Source organism: Sphingomonas sp. Ant H11 (genome assembly GCF_000797515.1).
GTDB lineage: Bacteria > Pseudomonadota > Alphaproteobacteria > Sphingomonadales > Sphingomonadaceae > Sphingomonas.
In genome coordinates, this window is the sequence record NZ_JSBN01000027.1 from 1 (window position 1) to 16302 (window position 16302).

Consider the following 16302-nt stretch of genomic DNA (forward strand, 5'->3'; position numbering starts at 1 on the left):
CGCTTGCCACCGCCACGCGCGGCGAGGTGCGGAACGGCATCGAGCGCGGCGTGCGCGCTGCCGAAGCGTGCGATCAATTGGGCGTAGGTGACGGGCCCGATCTGCGCCGAACGGATCAGGCGCAATCGGGGGATCGCCCGTTGCGCTTGATCCATCGCCTCAGCCACGCTTGCGGCCGACGCGCGGTTCGGTGCCGCTGATGAGGCGATCGACATTGGCGCGATGCTTCCACAGCACCAGCAAAGCGAGCGCAAGCAGCAGCAGGACAAGGTCGAACCGACCGAAAAAAGCGGCGCTGAGCGGGGCGGTTACCGCAGCCGTCATGCCCGCAAGCGAGGAAATGCGCAGCAGCGCCAGCATGGCGATCCACACCACCGCGTAAACGAGTGCAATCGGCCAATGCAAAGCCAGCACCACGCCGAGCAGCGTCGCCACGCCCTTGCCGCCGCGGAAGCGCAGCCAGACCGGATAGAGATGGCCAAGGAACACCGCCGCCGCCGCGACCACGCCGGTGCCGCCAAGATAGCGCTCGGCAATCCACACCGCGACAAACCCCTTCGCCGCGTCGAGCAGCAACGTTGCCGCCGCCAGCCCCTTGCGCCCGGTGCGCAGCACGTTGGTGGCACCGATATTGCCCGACCCGATCTGGCGCAAATCCCCCGCGCCGCCAGGCGGGTGAGCAGGACGCCGAATGGAATCGACCCGAGCAGATAGCCGAGCACCAGCGCCGCCGCCGGGGCCTGCCAGAGATAGTCGGTCGGCACGTAAGATCCCCCTATGGTCGGTGTGAACATAGCGTGCACACGGCCCGGTGCCACAATCTCCATCAAGCCGGTTTTGTCAAATGCGCCGATCGCGTTATGGAGCGCCATGGATCAGCGCCCCGTGTTGTTTTTTGATTCCGGGGTCGGCGGATTGTCGGTGCTCGGTGCGGCGCGGGTGCTGCTGCCCAACATGCCGGTGGTCTATGTCGCGGACTCGGCGGGTTTCCCATACGGCACCAAGACCGAGCGCGAGATCGCCGCGCGCGTGCCCGCCTTGCTGGGTCGGCTCGCCGAACGCTATCAACCGCGCCTGATCGTGATCGCGTGCAACACGGCATCGACGATTGCGCTGGCAACGGTCCGCGAGGCGCTCGATCTGCCCGTGGTCGGCACCGTCCCCGCGATCAAGCCCGCCGCGATCGCCAGCGCGACGCGCGTGATCGGCGTGCTCGGCACCGAAGCCACGGTGCGCCAGCCTTATGTCGATGATCTGGCGGCGCGCTTTGCCGGGGATTGTACGGTGTTGCGCCACGGATCGGCCGAGCTGGTCGCGCTCGCCGAAGCCAAATTGCACGGGGAGCCGACCGATCCGGCGCGCTATGCCGCCATCCTGCATGGCCTGTTCGGGCAAGCTGGTGGCGATCGGATCGATACGATCGTCAATGCCTGCACGCATTTCCCGCTGGTGGCGGACGAATTGGCGGCGGCGGCCCCGCACCCGGTGCGCTTCGTCGATGGCAGCGCGGGGATCGCCCGGCGGATCGCGCATTTGACCGAGGGGCAGGGCTGGCCGGATACGCCGCGCGAGGGGCGTGCGGTGTTTACCGCGCACAGTGCCGACACGGATCGGCTGGTACCAGCACTCGCCCGGTTTGGACTCACGCGGCTGGATATTCTATAACCGATAGGTATGATCACGTAGATCGGGGAAAGCCGCTGGAAATCGGCGCTTGGCGGGGGTAGTGGGCGGACATGGACGTAGACTCACCGCATCCCGGGGTCGATTACTCCCGGATTTTCGCGCAGGCGATCGATCGCCTGCATGTCGAAGGGCGTTATCGCGTCTTTATCGACATCCTGCGCAACAAAGGGGCCTTCCCCAATGCGCGGTGTTTTGCCGGCCATAACGGCCCCAAGCCGATCACGGTGTGGTGTTCGAACGATTATCTGGCGATGGGCCAGCACCCGGATGTGATCGCGGCGATGGAACATGCGCTGCATGACGTCGGCGCGGGTTCGGGCGGCACGCGCAATATCGGTGGCAACACGCATTATCATGTCGATCTGGAAGGCGAACTCGCCGATCTGCACGGCAAGGAAGGCGCATTGCTGTTCACCAGCGGCTATGTCTCGAACGAGGCGACGCTGGCGACGCTGGCCAAGGTGCTGCCGGGCTGCATCATCTTCTCGGACGAACTCAACCATGCCTCGATGATCGCGGGCATCCGCAATTCGGGCTGCGAAAAGCATGTGTTCCGTCACAATGACCTGGCGCATCTCGAGGAACTGCTCGCGGCGGCCGATCCGGCGGTTCCGAAGCTGATCGCCTTCGAAAGCGTCTATTCGATGGATGGCGACGTCGCGCCGATCGCCGCGATCTGCGACCTGGCCGACAAATATCATGCGCTGACCTATCTCGACGAAGTCCATGCGGTCGGCATGTACGGCCCGCGCGGCGGCGGCATTTCGGACCGCGATGGCGTCGCCGATCGGCTGACCATCATCGAGGGGACGCTGGGCAAGGCGATCGGGGTGATGGGCGGCTATATCAGCGCCGATCAGACGATCATCGACGTGATCCGTTCCTATGCGCCGGGTTTCATCTTCACTACCTCGCTGTCGCCGGTGCTGGTGGCGGGTGCGCTGGCCAGTGTGCGACACCTGAAGGCGTCGAGTGTCGAGCGTGAGGGGCAACAGGCCGCCGCCGCACTGTTGAAGACGCTGTTCGCAGAAGCCGGTCTGCCGGTGATGAACTCGACCACGCACATCGTGCCGCTGATGGTCGGCGATCCGGTCAAGGCCAAGAAGATCAGCGACATCCTGCTCGCCGAATATGGCGTGTACGTGCAGCCGATCAATTATCCAACCGTACCGCGCGGCACCGAACGGCTGCGCTTCACCCCGGGTCCCGCGCATGACGAAGCGATGATGCGCGAACTGACCGGGGCGCTGGTCGAAATCTGGGGTCGGCTGGAATTGCGCAAGGCGGCCTGAACCGAGCGGGAACCGCGACGCCTGTAACCCGTTACGCCTCTCACATCAGCGAGAGGTTATCATGGGCAAGGGTTGTATTTTGTGGCTGCTGGGGGTTCCGATCCCGGTCATTCTGCTGTTGTGGCTGGTTTTCCACCACTAATTGACCCCGTCAGCGATTGGCGTTGCGCTCGATGCGGCCCGACCAGGCATAACCGCGATAGAGCGGGGCGAAGCGCGGCATGCCGCCCACCTCGCTGGCAATTTCGATCAGGGCAGGCTGCAATGCTGCGCGCGGTGCCACGTCGAATTTGGCGAGCCAGGCGAACAACAACGCACGAAAGGCTTTGGGCAACCCTTCCTGCTGACCGAAGTCGACAATGTCGAGCCGCCCACCCGGCGCGAGCTTGGTGGCGGCCTCCCGGATGGCATCGTGCCAGCCGGGAATCATCGACAGCGTATAGCTTTGGAAGATACGATCGAAGGTCGCGATGCCGAACAGCGCCTCGGCATCGAAAGCGGTGGCGTCGCCTTGCGCCAGCACGATCCGATCGGAAAGGCCTGCCTTGGCGACCTTCGCACGCGCCGTCTGCAGCATCGCTTCCGAAATATCGATGCCGTAGAAGCGCGCATCGGGCCAACGCCTAGCCGCCGCGATCAGGTTGCGCCCGGTGCCGCAGCCGATTTCCAGCACGCTGCCGCCGGGCGGCGGCGCGATGCCGTCGATCAGCGCATCGCGCCCGAGCAGATAATATTTGCGTGTCAGATCATAGATATGGCGCTGCGAGCGATAGATCGCATCCATGTGTCCGGCATGGCCAGTATCGATCGAGGCTGCGTTCATCCGAGCACGTAGAGATGGACGCCGCCGTAAATCGAGGAGCGGTCGCGCTTGGTGTAATCGAGCGATTCCTCGGCGCGGTACGTCCATTTGCCCAGGATCGCATCGGGCACGCGGCCGGGCAGGATGCTGGGCTCGCCGGCCGTGCGGAACAGCACGCGCGCGCCGGGCTTGGCGGTGCGGGTGATCTCGCTCCACAGATCGGTGAGCTGCTCGTCGGTCATCCAATCCTGCGCGTCGAGCAGGATGTAACGATCGAGCGAGGCATCGCCGTGGGTGCGCAGATAATCGGTAAAGTTGGTGTGGCGCACCTCGATCCGGCTCGCGCGCTCGACAATCTCGTCATAATGGTCGCGCTGGAGATAGGGCGGCAGCGGTGCCGATGGTCCCTGGCCATAGCCGCGGCCAAAGGCCTGCCATGCGAAATAATTGTCCTTGATGTCGAAATCGCACGCGAGCTTTTCGAGCCGTTCGCGCAGCACCACCGCCATCTTCTCGTCGCCAGCCAGCGCCTCATATTGCGCTGGCGGAATGCCGAGGCCGAACAGCGAGGCAGGCTGATCGGTGATCCATTTGACGAAGCCCTTGTCGAAAAAGGGCGCGAATTCGCGGTCGAAGATTTCGCGCTGTTCCTCGATCGATTGCGCCTTGAGCAGGATCTTCGGGTTCACGCCGTTCAGCCGCGCGAGCAGATGCGCCACGCCGATGAAATTGCCGAGCAGGCCGCGCTTGTAGACGTTCTTGGCGAAACCGCCGATCCGCCGCCGGCCGATGATGTCACGGCCTTCCCAATAGGCCAGCGTCGTCTCGTCGAGATGCGGGCGGATATAGGTGCGATAGGCGCGCACGTTGTCGCGGCTGTTGGCCTGGGCGAAGAAGCGGTGGAAGGCGTCGTAATCCGGCAGATGCCGCGCGGCGACGACCTTCAGCTTGTTGAGCGCGATGTGCGCGGTGTTGAGGTCGACCGCGGTGATCGCACGCGGATTGGCGGTGAGATAGCTCAGCACATTGCAGCCGCCCGAGGCGATCGTGACGACATGCGAGTCGGGCGTGATCGCCAGCGCTTCCATGTCGACGGCCGGATCCTCCCAGATCTGGGCATAGACGAGGCCACGAAAGGCGAAGGTGAAGGCGCGTTCGAGCAGCCCCTGCTTCGAGAGATGTTTGTGCTGATGCACTGCACTGCGAACCGCGCGATTCTTTGCGGCGGTTTTGCGGGGGCGATCCTGAGGCGGTCGAATGGCAAGGGCCATGGCAAGCTTCTCCGGCCGGACATCGCGTTGAGGAAAAGACGCAGGCGGCAGCCGTGCGTTACGACGATCCGGTGACGCTTCCATGACGCGCTTGTGGCGAAATGAAAAGGACCTGCCGACGCGGGGGACGCCGACAGGTCCGTTTTTACAACCGCTCGCCGCAAAGGAGGGGACCCGGCGAACGGTCAGTTTGTCCCCTGCGGAACGGGGACAGTTCATTATACGCGCGAATGCCCCGCCCGGATGCGGCGGCGCGGTATTTTTACGGCAGCATCACGGTGTCGATGACATGGATCACGCCGTTGGACTGCATCACATTGGCGATGGTGATCCGCCCGGTATGGCCCTTGGCATCGGTGACGCTCCAGCCGCGACCTGCCTTGGCGAAGGTCAGCGTGCCGCCCTGGACGGTGGTGTAGGTGGCCTTGCCGCCATGCGCTTGCGCGGCGGCGGCGATGTCGGCGGCGGTGACACGACCGGGAACGACATGGTAGGTCAGCACGGCGGCGAGCGTCGCCTTGTTTTCGGGCTTCAGCAGCGTCGTCACGGTGCCCTTGGGCAGTTTGGCGAAGGCGGCGTTGGTCGGCGCGAACACCGTGAACGGCCCCGGGCCGGACAGCGTCTCGACCAGGTCAGCGGCCTTGACTGCGGCGACCAGCGTGGTGTGGTCCTTCGAATTGACGGCGTTTTTCGACGATATTCTTGGTGGGATACATGGCGGCACCGCCGACCATTGGGTTGGTCTGGGCGGATGCGAGCGATCCTGCGCTCATCGCGACGGCGGCGGCGGCGATTGCGGTGCGAAAAATGCGGGTCATAGGGGGTTCTCCTGCGGGTGCGCCCGGGGTGGACGCGGCGGAGATACGGGGCAGCCCCCGCCGTGGATGCACTCAGACCGGCGAAAGAACGCCTTTGGCGACCACGGGGCCGGTTGGCAGCCCGCTGGGTGACCCGCCGACCGGTTCGACCGTAACGGCAAGCACCGCGCCCGCCGCAATACGCTGCCGGTTCTCCGGCCGCAGCGTCAGCGCGGTCGCCCCTTGGGTGCGCAAGACCCCCAGCGAATGCGGCGTGCCGTCGGCCGGGATCACCCACAATTCCGCGCTATGGTCGGCACTGGTCAGGCTCGCCTCGGTCAAGCGGATCGTCCCGGCATTCTTGTCATAGATTGCCGTGACCGGGGTGCCTTTGCCCTCCGGCGTGATCGAAGCGACCAGCGTCGGGGCGAGCGGCGCGGCGACTGACGGTGCGGGCTGCGGCGGCGACATGGGCGCGAGCGGGCGCGTGACCAGCACGACCAGCAGCGCCGCTGCCGCAATGCTCGACAGCGCGGCCACGCCGGGCCAGATCGCGCTGCGTGGCCGGGGTCGCGTCACCAGACTTGCAACCGGTGCTGCCGGTGCCTGATCGAGCGAGCGCTCGACGCGCGCGAGAATATCGGGGGGCCGCGATCGCGGGCCATTGGTCGAACCACGGTGCCAAATGCCCGCGCCACCGCTCGACCTCGCGCGCGAAATCGGGGTCAGCGAGGACGCGGCGGAGCGCGACGGCCCTTTCCTCGCCATCCAGCACGCCGAGCGCGAGTTCGGCCGCGGTCATGTCGGGCGCGTCCTCGAGGCCTTCGGGGCCGACGCCTGCAGGAGGGGGCATGTCGCTCATCCCTCAAGGCACTCCTTCAATTTGGCGAGGCCGCGCCGCACCCAGCTCTTCATCGTGCCAAGCGGGATCGACTGGCGTTCGGCCAGTTCGGCATAGGTTACGCCGTCGAAAAAGGCAGTGCGGATCGCATCGCGCTGGCGTGCCTCAAGGCCTTGCAGGCAGCCGTGCAACAGGTCGCTGGCTTCGTCCTGCAGCATCGACTCGCTGGCGAGCGGGGCCGTGTCGATCACCGGCGGCGCATCCTCGATCGGGGTGGCGCGGCGGATTTTCTGCGCGCGCTGCCAGTCGATCGCGCGGTTGCGCGCAATCGTGGCGAGCCACGTGATCGGGCTGGCGCGGAGCGGGTCATAGGCACCGGCGCGCCGCCAAATCGTCAGATACACATCGTGCAACACGTCTTCCGCTGCCTGCCTTTCGCCGCAGATACGGTAGCAGACGCCAAATAGTTTCGCCGAAGTGAGCGCATAGAGATCGCGAAAAGCGGCGCGGTCCTCCTCGCCGGTGCGCACCAGCGCGTCCACCAGCCGCGCACGCGCCGCCGCCTCTGGCGAGGGCGTGCCGGATGGAGCCGGAGCGTCGAGCGGGTGATCGGTCACGGGGGCAGTGCCTAGCTTGGCGCGGGGGCCACGGCAATATCGGCGTGCGATTGCGGTGTCGGTGCGTGCGCTTGGGTGTGGCAATCGTGCGCGGGCTTGGCTAAGGGCACGCCATTCCGCTTCACTCTTTGGGAGCGCGCCCGCTTTGCGCATCGCCATCGCCTCCGATCACGCCGCCTTTGCGTTAAAGGCCACGCTTGCCGCATGGCTCGCCGCCGAGGGGCATGAAGTCCTCGATCTTGGCCCGGACAGCGATGCGCGCGTCGATTATCCCGATTTCGGCTTCAAACTGGCCGAGGCCGTGGCCTCTGGCTCCGCCGAGCGCGGCGTTGCCCTGTGCGGATCGGGCATCGGCATCTCGATCGCGGTCAACCGCCATCTCGCGATGCGCTGTGCGCTCGTCTCCGAACCGCTTTCCGCCGCCCTTGCGCGCGAGCATAACGATGCCAATGTCGTGGCGCTCGGCGCGCGGCTGACCGGCGAGGACATGGCTAAGGCCTGTATCACCGCTTTCCTGACCACCGATTTCGCCGGTGGCCGCCATCAATCGCGCGTCGAAAAGCTCGGCGCACCGTCCTTTGCGCCAGTTACGAGTGGGAACCCGGCATGAGCACCAATCCATCAGAGCTTCACGACGTCCAGCCCGACGGCTTCTTCACGCGCGGCCTGGCCGAGGCGGATCCGGCGGTGTTCGGCGGGATTGCCCATGAGCTGACGCGCGAGCAGACGCAGATCGAATTGATCGCGAGCGAAAACATCGTGTCGAAGGCGGTGCTGCAGGCGCAGGGTAGCGTCTTCACCAACAAATATGCCGAAGGCTATCCCGGCAAGCGTTATTATCAGGGCTGCCACCCGTCGGACGAAGTCGAGACGCTGGCGATCGAGCGCGCCAAGCAATTGTTCGGCTGTTGCTATGCCAATGTCCAGCCGCACTCGGGCGCGCAGGCCAATGGTGCCGTGCTGCTGGCGCTGGTCAAGCCGGGCGAGACGATCCTCGGCATGAGCCTCGATGCCGGTGGTCACCTGACACACGGTGCCAAGGCGGCGATGTCGGGCAAGTGGTTCAACGCGGTCCAGTATGGCGTGGATCCGGTCACGCATCTGATCGATTTCGATGAAGTGGCAAAGCTGGCACGCGAGCATAGCCCCAAGCTGATCATCGCGGGCGGCTCGGCCTATCCGCGTACAATCGATTTCGCCAAATTCCGTGCGATTGCCGATGAAGTCGGGGCCTATTTCATGGTCGACATGGCGCATTTCGCCGGGCTGGTTGCGGCGGGCCTGCATCCGTCGCCCTTCCCGCACGCGCACATCGCCACCACCACCACGCACAAGACGCTGCGCGGGCCGCGCGGGGGCATGATCCTCGCCAATGACGAAGCGCTGGGCAAGAAGCTCAATTCGGCGGTGTTCCCGGGGTTGCAGGGTGGTCCGCTGATGCACGTGATCGCGGCGAAGGCGGTCGCTTTCGGCGAGGCGCTGCAGCCGGGCTATAAGAGCTACATCGCCGCCGTGATCGAGAATGCCAAGGTGCTCGCCGCCACGCTCAAGGAGCGCGGCGCGGAAGTCGTTTCGGGCGGCACCGACACGCATCTCGCCTTGATCGACCTTACCCCGCTCGGCGTGACCGGCAAGGATGCCGATGAAGCGCTCGAACGCGCCGGCATCACGTGCAACAAGAACGGCATTCCCAACGATCCATTGCCGCCGACCAAGACCAGCGGCATCCGCGTCGGTTCGCCAGCGGGCACGACGCGCGGCTTTGGCCCGGCCGAATTCCGGGAGATCGGCAACATGGTCGCCGATGTGCTCGATGGCTTGCGCAAGAATGGCGAGCACGGCGACGCGCAGGTCGAGGCCAATGTCCGCGAGCGCGTTCTGGCGCTGTGCGCGCGCTTCCCAATCTATCCGGAAGGGGTGTGATTTGCGCTGTCCGTTCTGCGGCCATGAAGACAGTCAGGTAAAGGACTCGCGCCCGACCGAGGATGCAGGCGCGATCCGGCGGCGGCGGCAATGCGAGGGGTGCGGTGCGCGCTTCACCACCTTCGAGCGGATTCAGCTCCGCGAGTTGACCGTGGTCAAGAGCGAAGGCGCGGGCGGCGGCTTCAAGCGCGAGCCGTTCGATCGCGAGAAGCTGTTGCGCTCGGTCTCGATCGCGGCCCGCAAGCGCCCGATCGAGGCGGCGCAGCTTGAGAAGCTGGTGTCGGGCATTCAACGCCAGCTCGAGACGCTGGGCGAGAATGAAGTGCGCTCGGGCAAGATCGGCGAGATGGTGATGGAGGGGCTGAAGGGCCTCGATTCGGTCGCCTATATCCGTTTTGCCAGCGTTTATAAGGATTTCCGCGAAGCGCGCGATTTCGAGGAATTTGCCGGCACGGTGAGCGAGGTCGGCAAGGGGTGAGCACACCTTCTATCATCCCACCGCCCGTGCTCGTTCTCGTTCGTCCGCAGCTTGGTGAAAATATCGGCAAGGCCGCGCGCGCAATGCTCAATTTCGGGCTGGTCGAGATGCGCCTCGTCAGCCCGCGCGACGGCTGGCCCAACCCCAGCGCAGGCCCCGCCGCGAGCGGTGCCGATGTCGTGTTGGAAGAGGCGCGGGTGTTCGAAACCGTGTCCGACGCCGTGGCCGATTGCGCGAATGTCTATGCGACCACCGTGCGCAAACGCGGCGTGACCAAGCCGGTGGTGACGCCCGAGGGGGCGGCGCGCGCGATCCATGCCGGGCCGGGGCGATCGGCGATTTTGTTCGGGCCGGAACGCTCGGGGCTCGAAACCGACGATATCGCGCTGGCGCGGACCATCATCACCGTGCCGATCAACCCGGAATTCGGATCGCTCAATCTGGCGCAAGCGGTCATCCTCATCGCCTATGAATGGTCGAAGGCGGAGCGCCTGGCGAGCCCACCCCAGGTCGATCTGCCGCCGCCGGCACCGCAGGAAGAGCTGGACGGGATGATCGCACAGCTTGACGCGATGCTGGGCGAGACCGATTTCTTCTTCCCGCCCGAACGCACGCCGGTGACGCGACGGACCTTGCGGACCTTGCTGACCAAGCCTGGCTGGTCGGCGCAGGAGGTTCGCACCGTGCGCGGCGTGCTGAGCGCGCTGGCAGGAAAGCGGCCGCGGGACCGCTAAGCGCGCGGCACAGATTATTCTGCTTTGACGGCATCTTGCGGGCTGGTTACACCGGCGCATCGCATAAGTCGGAGATCTTCATGCTGGTCCGTTCTGCCTCGATGATGGCTGCCATCGCGCTTGCGGCATCGCCGGTGATTGCGCAAACATCCGCTGAGGGAACGTCGTCGGGTCCCACCCCGACGGCAAAGCCCAGCAAACCCGCCAAGCCGCGCAAAATTTGTCGTTCGGAAGCGACGACCAGCTCGCGGGTGCGGGCCAGCATCTGCAAAACTGCGGAGGAATGGGAGCGCGAGGCAGCGGGCAGCGAGCATATGGCTGGGGTTCTCGGCCGTTAAGGCTCGGGAATGGAGGCCGGTTGGCGTTCCGCTCACGGGTTCTCCGGCCCTACGAAGCGTCGCGGTGCCTTGATGGCGGCGATTGCCCATTATATCGCGCAGACCGTTCACTGTCGGCGCACTGGATCTCGATCGGGAGGGTATATGAAGACGTTACTCGCTGCGACTCTATTATGCCTTCCAATGGCCGCGCAGGCCATGGACACAGCCGGTTCCACAGCGGACGCGGCTAAAGAAAAGAAGATTTGTCGCTCCGAGGAAGTGACCGGCTCGATATTTACCAAGCGCGTCTGCCACACCAAGGCCGAATGGGTCGCGCTTGAAGCCGAACGGGAGCGTGGTGCCGCGGCGCTGCGCAATCGGCGCGACGGGAACGGCTCGGATATTCCCCGCTAACCGAAAGGGATGCGCGGTCAGCGCCGGTCGAACGCCACGAGCTCATAGGCGATCGATGCTTCGACCAGCCGTTCCCACAAATCGACGATGACGCTTTCGGGAATGCCGACGGCGCGCGCTTCCGCGCAGGCATTGGCGATCACTTGCGCCTTGCGCCCCTCGTCGCGCACCGCGCCGCGTTCGGGTTTGATCCGTGCCGCTGCGTCCATATAGGCAAAGCGCTGGGCGAGCAGCGCGATCAGCGCGCGGTCGACATGGTCGACGCCGGCGCGGACCTCCGCCATATTGCTGCAATCGGGGCCGGGGAGGATCGCGTTCGTCATGCGCTCCCCCTTGGCGAGCCGCGGCGCGCCTGTCCAGCTTGACTCATGCGACCGGTGCCGCTAACCGCCCGCCTTCGCATTTGGCCCCACACCCCGGTGAAGTGGTGGCCCTGCCCGCATCCCTTACAGGTTCGGATAGAGCGATACCGGGTATCGATCGTTTGCGCAGGCAGGCGGTCTTGTCACGAAGCATTTGCCAAGGAATATCTCATGTCGAAGCGTTCATCCGCAAAGTACAAGCTCGATCGCCGCATGGGCGAGAACATTTGGGGCCGCCCCAAATCGCCCGTCAACAAGCGTGAATATGGCCCCGGCCAGCACGGCCAGCGCCGCAAGGGCAAGGTCAGCGATTTCGGCATCCAGCTGCGCGCCAAGCAGAAGCTCAAGGGCTATTATGGCGACGTGACCGAGAAGCAGTTCCGCGCTTGCTACACCGAAGCCGCGCGTATGAAGGGCGACACCGGCCAGAACCTGATCGGCCTGCTCGAGCAGCGTCTCGACATGATCGTCTATCGCGCCAAGTTCGCGCCGACCGTCTGGGCTGCACGCCAGCTGGTTTCGCATGGCCACGTCCGCGTCAACGGCGTGAAGTGCAACATCGCATCGCGTCGCTGCTTCGTCGGTGACGAGATCACGCTCGGCACCAAGGCCAAGGAAATGGCGCTGGTGCTCGAAGCGCAGCAGCTCGCCGAGCGCGAAATCCCCGATTATGTCGCACCGGACGGCGCGGCCAAGGTCACCTTCACGCGCGTTCCGACGCTCGACGAAGTGCCCTATCCGGTGAAGATGGAACCGAACCTGGTCGTCGAATTCTATTCGCGCTGATCGTTCGATCCCGATCGAGACTGCAAGAGGGCGGCCCGGCAACGGGCCGCCCTTTTTTATTTGGCGGGTGAGAGCGCCAGCGTGGTGCGCAGAAAGCCATCGGCCTTGTCGAGCATCGTGGCGCGCACGTTGCTGTCGTCGAGCTGATGGTCGAGCGCGTGGAACTCGACCAGTTCGACCGACTTGCCCGCTGCTTTCAGGCGACCCGCCATCAGCCGTGATTCGCCGATGCCGACATTCTGGTCGCGGTCCCCGTGGAACAGCAGCACGGGTGCGGTGATCCGCGCGGCATTCTGCGCCGGGGAGCCTTCGCGAACATGCGGGCCCTTGCCGATCCGCGCATCCTGTTCCGTAAAGTCGGTGAAGTCATGCCGTTCCTGCCGCAGCGTCTCCAGATCGGTAACGGGCGCGACCGCGATGATCGCCTTGAACAGGCTTGGATCGAGCACCGCCGATTGTAGCGCGGCATAGCCGCCATAGGACCAGCCGACGATCGCCAGCTTGGCAGGATCGGCAATGCCCTGCTTGATCAGCCAGCGACCGCTATCGTTGACGTCGCCGATCGCGGTGCGCCACGATTTGAAGCCATTTTCCTTGAACCAGGCGATGCCGTAGCCGGTTGATCCGCGATAATTGGGCTGGAGCACGGCATAGCCGCGATTGGCGAAGAATTGCGACAGCCAGTCGAAGTTCCATTCGTCGCGCGCTTCGGGGCCGCCATGCGGCATCACGATTGTCGGCAGGTTTTTGCCCGTGCTGCCGGGCGGCAGCGTGAGATAGGCCGGAATCTGCGTGCCATCGGCGGCAGTGAAGGTGATCGGCGTGCGAGCTGCAAGGGTCGTCTTGGCGAGCGCAGCGCGCGCCGGAAAGGCTTCGGCGAGGTGGCGCGTCGTCTTGTCGTAGAGATAATAATGGCCCGGATCGACATCGCTGCCCGCGAACAGCAGCAGCTTGCTCTCGTCGGCGCTGGCATCGACGAACGTGACCAGTGGCAGGCCGGGCAAGGCGCGCGACAGCGAGGCGGCGAGCTTTTTCAGATCGGGGTCGAAGAAAATGCTTTGCCGCTTGTCGGTGACAAAGCTTGCGCCGACCACGCGGTTCTGGCGTCCGATGCGGATCACGTCATCGATATCGACATCGGGGCGGTCGAGCACCAACGTGCGCGTCAGGCTGCCGTCGAGCGCGATCGTGTACAGCGCCCTGCGCCCATCCTTGGTGTCGAAACCGTAGACAAGGTTGTGGTCGCGATCGACTGCATAGGGATTGAAGCCCGACAGCACGCCGCCCGTCGTCTTGAGCGTGCCGAGCGGCAGCCAGGTGCGGTCGCCGGACTTGCGATACGAATAGAGGATCGTATCGCTGTTATAGCCTGTGTTGAGCTTGGGGCGCTTGCCCATGATGCGGACGCTACCGTAACCGTCGCTGATATAATCGACAGCATCGTTATTGGGCGGCTCGACGTTTGCGCGGCGCAGCGAAACGGTGTCGATCCGGTCGACGCCCACACCTTCGCGACTCTCTGCGATCAGCGATCCGGTGGTTGCCTCCGGCACATAGCTACGCGTGACCAGCACCGTGCCGGGCGCACCGCCATTCCAGTCGATCACGTCGCCCCCGCCAAAGGAGGCCCCGAGCGACCGTTCGTTGGTCCGCGCGCTGAGCACCTTCAAATTCTTGCCGTCGCTGTCGACCGCGACGAGGCGGGTATAGCCATTGAAGCCGCCATGGGTCAGCCCGGTGTCGAGGATCATGTAGATCCCGCAGATCAGCCGCGTGTCGGTCGACCATTTGCACGCGGTCAGCCGGTCGGGGTTGCCGCTGGACGCGAGTATGGGCTTTGGCACTCCGTCGGCGACCGACACCACGAACAAGCCGGCACCGTGCCCTTCAATGGCCGCGATATAGGCGATTGCCGTGCCGCTGGGCGAAAGGCTGACCTGCTGAATGTCTTCGCGCGCGCCGAAGCGCGTCGCCGCATCGCTGACGGGGGAGGGGGCGGCGGCGACGGCGGGCAGCAACGGTGTGGCGAGGCAAACGGCCAGCGCGGTCCCCAGCAGATATCGGTTCATGCTTTTCCCCTTTTTGCAGAGTGATACGCACTTTTAGGGGCGATGCAACGCGGCACCGCGCTTGGTTGCGCACGCGCACTGCGCCTGCCAAAAGGTGGCCACCCTAGCGACAGGATGATGGCCGATGCGCGCGATACCGACCCTTGCCCTCACTCTCGGTTTGCTGACAGCGGCAAACCCCGTGCTGGCCCAGAATGGGCCGCTGCCCACGATCAGCGTCGAGACGCTGAAGGACGTCACCAAGACGCTCTCCTCCGATGCGTTCGAGGGGCGCAAGCCGACCACGGCGGGCGAGGCCAAGGCGACAGACTATATCGTCGAGCGCTTCAAGGCCGCCGGGTTGAAGCCGGGGAATGACGGCAAATGGTTTCAGGACGTGCCGCTGGTCGAACTGACCGCGAAGAACGTGACGCCGCTCAGCTTCACCGGCGGCAAGGCCCCGGTGAGCCTCGCCTATCGCAGCGATGTCGTGATCGCCACTTATCGCGTGACGCCCAGGATCGACATTCGGAACAGCCCGGTGGTGTTCGTCGGCTATGGCATCACCGCGCCCGAGCGCGGGTGGGACGATTATGCGGGCGTCGATGTGAAGGGCAAGACCGTCGTCATCCTGGTCAACGATCCCGACTGGCAGACGCCAACCAACCAAGGCCTCTTCGAGGGGCGCGCGATGACCTATTATGGCCGCTGGACCTACAAGTTCGAGGAAGCCGCGCGCCACGGGGCGGCTGCCGCGATCATCGTGCACGAAACCGCGCCTGCCGCTTATGGCTGGGGCGTGGTGCAATCGAGCTGGACCGGCCCGCAATTGGAGCTGGACGAAGCGGGCGACCATGCCGACCAGAGCCAGGCGATCGGCTGGATGCAATTGGCCAAGGCGCGCGAACTGTTCGCGAGCGCCGGACAGGATTTCGATGCGCTGAACGCGGCGGCGAAGGTGAAGGGCTTCAAGGCGGTTCCGCTGGGCGTCACCGCATCGGTATCGTTCGACAACACGATCAAGCGGCAGGCCTCGAAGAATGTGATCGGCATCCTTCCGGGTACGACGGCGCCGAACGACTATGTCTATTACACCGCGCATTGGGACCATCTTGGGCATTGCGATGCGGTGAAGGGCGACGACATCTGCAATGGCGCGCTTGACAATGCGAGCGGGGTCGCCGGGCTGGTGGCACTCGCCGAGGCCAATGTGAAGGCAGGCCCGGCGCGGCGCACGCTCGTATTCCTGTCGGTCACCTGCGAGGAATGCGGGCTGCTGGGGTCGCGTTATTATGCGCAGCACCCGATCTACCCGATCGCGCAGACCGTCGGCGGCGTGAACATGGACGGGCTCAACACCGTTGGCCGCGCGAAGGATTTCGTGGTGACCGGCGCGGGCAAATCCGAGCTGGAAGACCGCATGAAGCTGCTGGTCGAAGCGCAGGGGCGGGTGGTGAAGCCCGAACCCAATCCCGAGCGCGGCAGCTATTTCCGCTCCGACCATTTCAGCTTCGCCAAGCTCGGCGTGCCGATGTTCTATGGCGAATCGGGTGAGGATCTGCGCGTTGGCGGCGAGGCGGCGGGCCATGCCGCGACGCTCGATTATATCGAGCATCGCTATCACAAGCCGCAGGACGAATATAATCCGGCGTGGGACTGGGCGGGCGCGGTCGAGGATGTGCAGCTTTATTATGCGCTCGGCCGGTCGCTGGCGGATGGTTCGGACTGGCCGAACTGGTACAAGACCGCCGAATTCCGCGCGATTCGCGATCAAAGCCGCGCCAGCGCCACCGCAGGAAAGTAAAGCATGACTCGTCCCTTGCCGCCCGCCGAATGGGCCCCGCACAAAGCCGTCTGGATCGGCTTCCCGAGCCATCCCGAATTGTGGGAAGCCGATCTCGAACCCGCGCAGGAAGAAGTCGCGGCGTGCG

General features: G+C 64.9%; 17 protein-coding genes and 3 pseudogenes. 10 read left to right on the top strand and 10 right to left on the bottom strand.

The window, feature by feature from the left end; genetic code table 11:
- Both NW75_RS24325 and plsY read right to left on the bottom strand, forming a co-directional pair.
- Positions 1–155 (bottom strand): annotated as a pseudogene (locus NW75_RS24325) (DNA-processing protein DprA); the annotation flags it as partial.
- A 4-nt stretch (positions 156–159) separates the two neighbouring features.
- Positions 160–794 (bottom strand): annotated as a pseudogene (plsY, locus tag NW75_RS06825) (glycerol-3-phosphate 1-O-acyltransferase PlsY).
- 76 nt (positions 795–870) lie between these two features.
- On the opposite strand from plsY, the gene murI reads away from it, so the two are divergent.
- The gene (gene murI, locus NW75_RS06830) at positions 871–1665 is read left to right on the top strand and encodes a glutamate racemase (protein WP_033964423.1); all 795 of its coding nucleotides are present in this window, start codon (positions 871–873) and stop codon (positions 1663–1665) included.
- A gap of 71 nt (positions 1666–1736) precedes the next feature.
- Positions 1737–2978 carry a 5-aminolevulinate synthase gene (gene hemA / locus NW75_RS06835; protein ID WP_033964424.1) on the top strand — a complete coding sequence of 414 codons (1242 nt, stop codon included), beginning with the start codon at positions 1737–1739 and terminating at the stop codon, positions 2976–2978.
- A gap of 151 nt (positions 2979–3129) precedes the next feature.
- On the opposite strand, the gene NW75_RS06840 is transcribed toward hemA, so the two are convergent.
- From NW75_RS06840 to NW75_RS06860, 5 genes and pseudogenes are all read right to left on the bottom strand, one after another.
- The gene (locus tag NW75_RS06840) at positions 3130–3801 is read right to left on the bottom strand and encodes a class I SAM-dependent methyltransferase (protein WP_033964425.1); all 672 of its coding nucleotides are present in this window, start codon (positions 3799–3801) and stop codon (positions 3130–3132) included.
- Positions 3798–5051, bottom strand: a complete 1254-nt coding sequence (locus NW75_RS06845) for a DUF3419 family protein (RefSeq protein ID WP_033964426.1) — start codon at positions 5049–5051, stop codon at positions 3798–3800. The genes NW75_RS06840 and NW75_RS06845 overlap by 4 nt, the downstream gene beginning before the upstream one ends.
- Before the next feature lie 262 nt (positions 5052–5313).
- Positions 5314–5869, bottom strand: a pseudogene (locus NW75_RS06850) (fasciclin domain-containing protein).
- A 72-nt stretch (positions 5870–5941) separates the two neighbouring features.
- Entirely contained in the window at positions 5942–6616 is a 675-nt protein-coding gene (locus tag NW75_RS06855; protein ID WP_231565023.1) for an anti-sigma factor, read from the bottom strand.
- A gap of 90 nt (positions 6617–6706) precedes the next feature.
- Complete coding sequence (locus NW75_RS06860; RefSeq protein WP_033964427.1) at positions 6707–7306, bottom strand: sigma-70 family RNA polymerase sigma factor; 600 nt, start codon at positions 7304–7306, stop codon at positions 6707–6709.
- A 145-nt stretch (positions 7307–7451) separates the two neighbouring features.
- Between NW75_RS06860 and rpiB the strand changes: the two genes are divergently transcribed.
- Genes rpiB through NW75_RS06880 form a run of 4 tightly spaced genes read left to right on the top strand, consistent with a single transcriptional unit; the run spans position 7452 to position 10441 of the window.
- Positions 7452–7916, top strand: coding sequence for a ribose 5-phosphate isomerase B (rpiB, locus tag NW75_RS06865; RefSeq protein ID WP_033964428.1), 465 nt, complete (start codon positions 7452–7454; stop codon positions 7914–7916).
- Positions 7913–9229 carry a serine hydroxymethyltransferase gene (glyA, locus tag NW75_RS06870; protein ID WP_033964430.1) on the top strand — a complete coding sequence of 439 codons (1317 nt, stop codon included), beginning with the start codon at positions 7913–7915 and terminating at the stop codon, positions 9227–9229. The genes rpiB and glyA overlap by 4 nt, the downstream gene beginning before the upstream one ends.
- Before the next feature lies 1 nt (position 9230).
- Positions 9231–9707 carry a transcriptional regulator NrdR gene (nrdR, locus tag NW75_RS06875; protein WP_033964431.1) on the top strand — a complete coding sequence of 159 codons (477 nt, stop codon included), beginning with the start codon at positions 9231–9233 and terminating at the stop codon, positions 9705–9707.
- On the top strand, positions 9704–10441 hold the full coding sequence (locus tag NW75_RS06880) for an RNA methyltransferase (RefSeq protein WP_033964432.1): 738 nt from the start codon (positions 9704–9706) through the stop codon (positions 10439–10441). The genes nrdR and NW75_RS06880 overlap by 4 nt, the downstream gene beginning before the upstream one ends.
- A 46-nt stretch (positions 10442–10487) precedes the next feature.
- Here the strand turns inward: NW75_RS06880 and NW75_RS06885 are convergent, their stop codons facing one another.
- The gene (locus tag NW75_RS06885) at positions 10488–10706 is read right to left on the bottom strand and encodes a hypothetical protein (RefSeq protein WP_033964433.1); all 219 of its coding nucleotides are present in this window, start codon (positions 10704–10706) and stop codon (positions 10488–10490) included.
- Positions 10707–10962: 256 nt separating this feature from the next.
- On the opposite strand from NW75_RS06885, the gene NW75_RS24330 reads away from it, so the two are divergent.
- Positions 10963–11175 carry a hypothetical protein gene (locus tag NW75_RS24330; protein ID WP_197057740.1) on the top strand — a complete coding sequence of 71 codons (213 nt, stop codon included), beginning with the start codon at positions 10963–10965 and terminating at the stop codon, positions 11173–11175.
- A gap of 17 nt (positions 11176–11192) precedes the next feature.
- On the opposite strand, the gene NW75_RS06895 is transcribed toward NW75_RS24330, so the two are convergent.
- Positions 11193–11498, bottom strand: coding sequence for a chorismate mutase (locus NW75_RS06895; protein WP_033964435.1), 306 nt, complete (start codon positions 11496–11498; stop codon positions 11193–11195).
- Between the two features lie 210 nt (positions 11499–11708).
- On the opposite strand from NW75_RS06895, the gene rpsD reads away from it, so the two are divergent.
- Positions 11709–12323, top strand: coding sequence for a 30S ribosomal protein S4 (gene rpsD / locus NW75_RS06900; RefSeq protein ID WP_010406153.1), 615 nt, complete (start codon positions 11709–11711; stop codon positions 12321–12323).
- A gap of 56 nt (positions 12324–12379) precedes the next feature.
- On the opposite strand, the gene NW75_RS06905 is transcribed toward rpsD, so the two are convergent.
- Positions 12380–14392, bottom strand: a complete 2013-nt coding sequence (locus NW75_RS06905) for an alpha/beta hydrolase family protein (protein WP_137902458.1) — start codon at positions 14390–14392, stop codon at positions 12380–12382.
- A gap of 124 nt (positions 14393–14516) precedes the next feature.
- Between NW75_RS06905 and NW75_RS06910 the strand changes: the two genes are divergently transcribed.
- Positions 14517–16175 (top strand): M28 family metallopeptidase, encoded by a 1659-nt coding sequence (locus tag NW75_RS06910; RefSeq protein WP_033964436.1) that lies wholly within the window; start codon positions 14517–14519, stop codon positions 16173–16175.
- Between the two features lie 3 nt (positions 16176–16178).
- A partial coding sequence (locus tag NW75_RS24335; protein ID WP_197057741.1) for an agmatine deiminase family protein occupies positions 16179–16302 on the top strand: 124 nt, incomplete at its 3' end.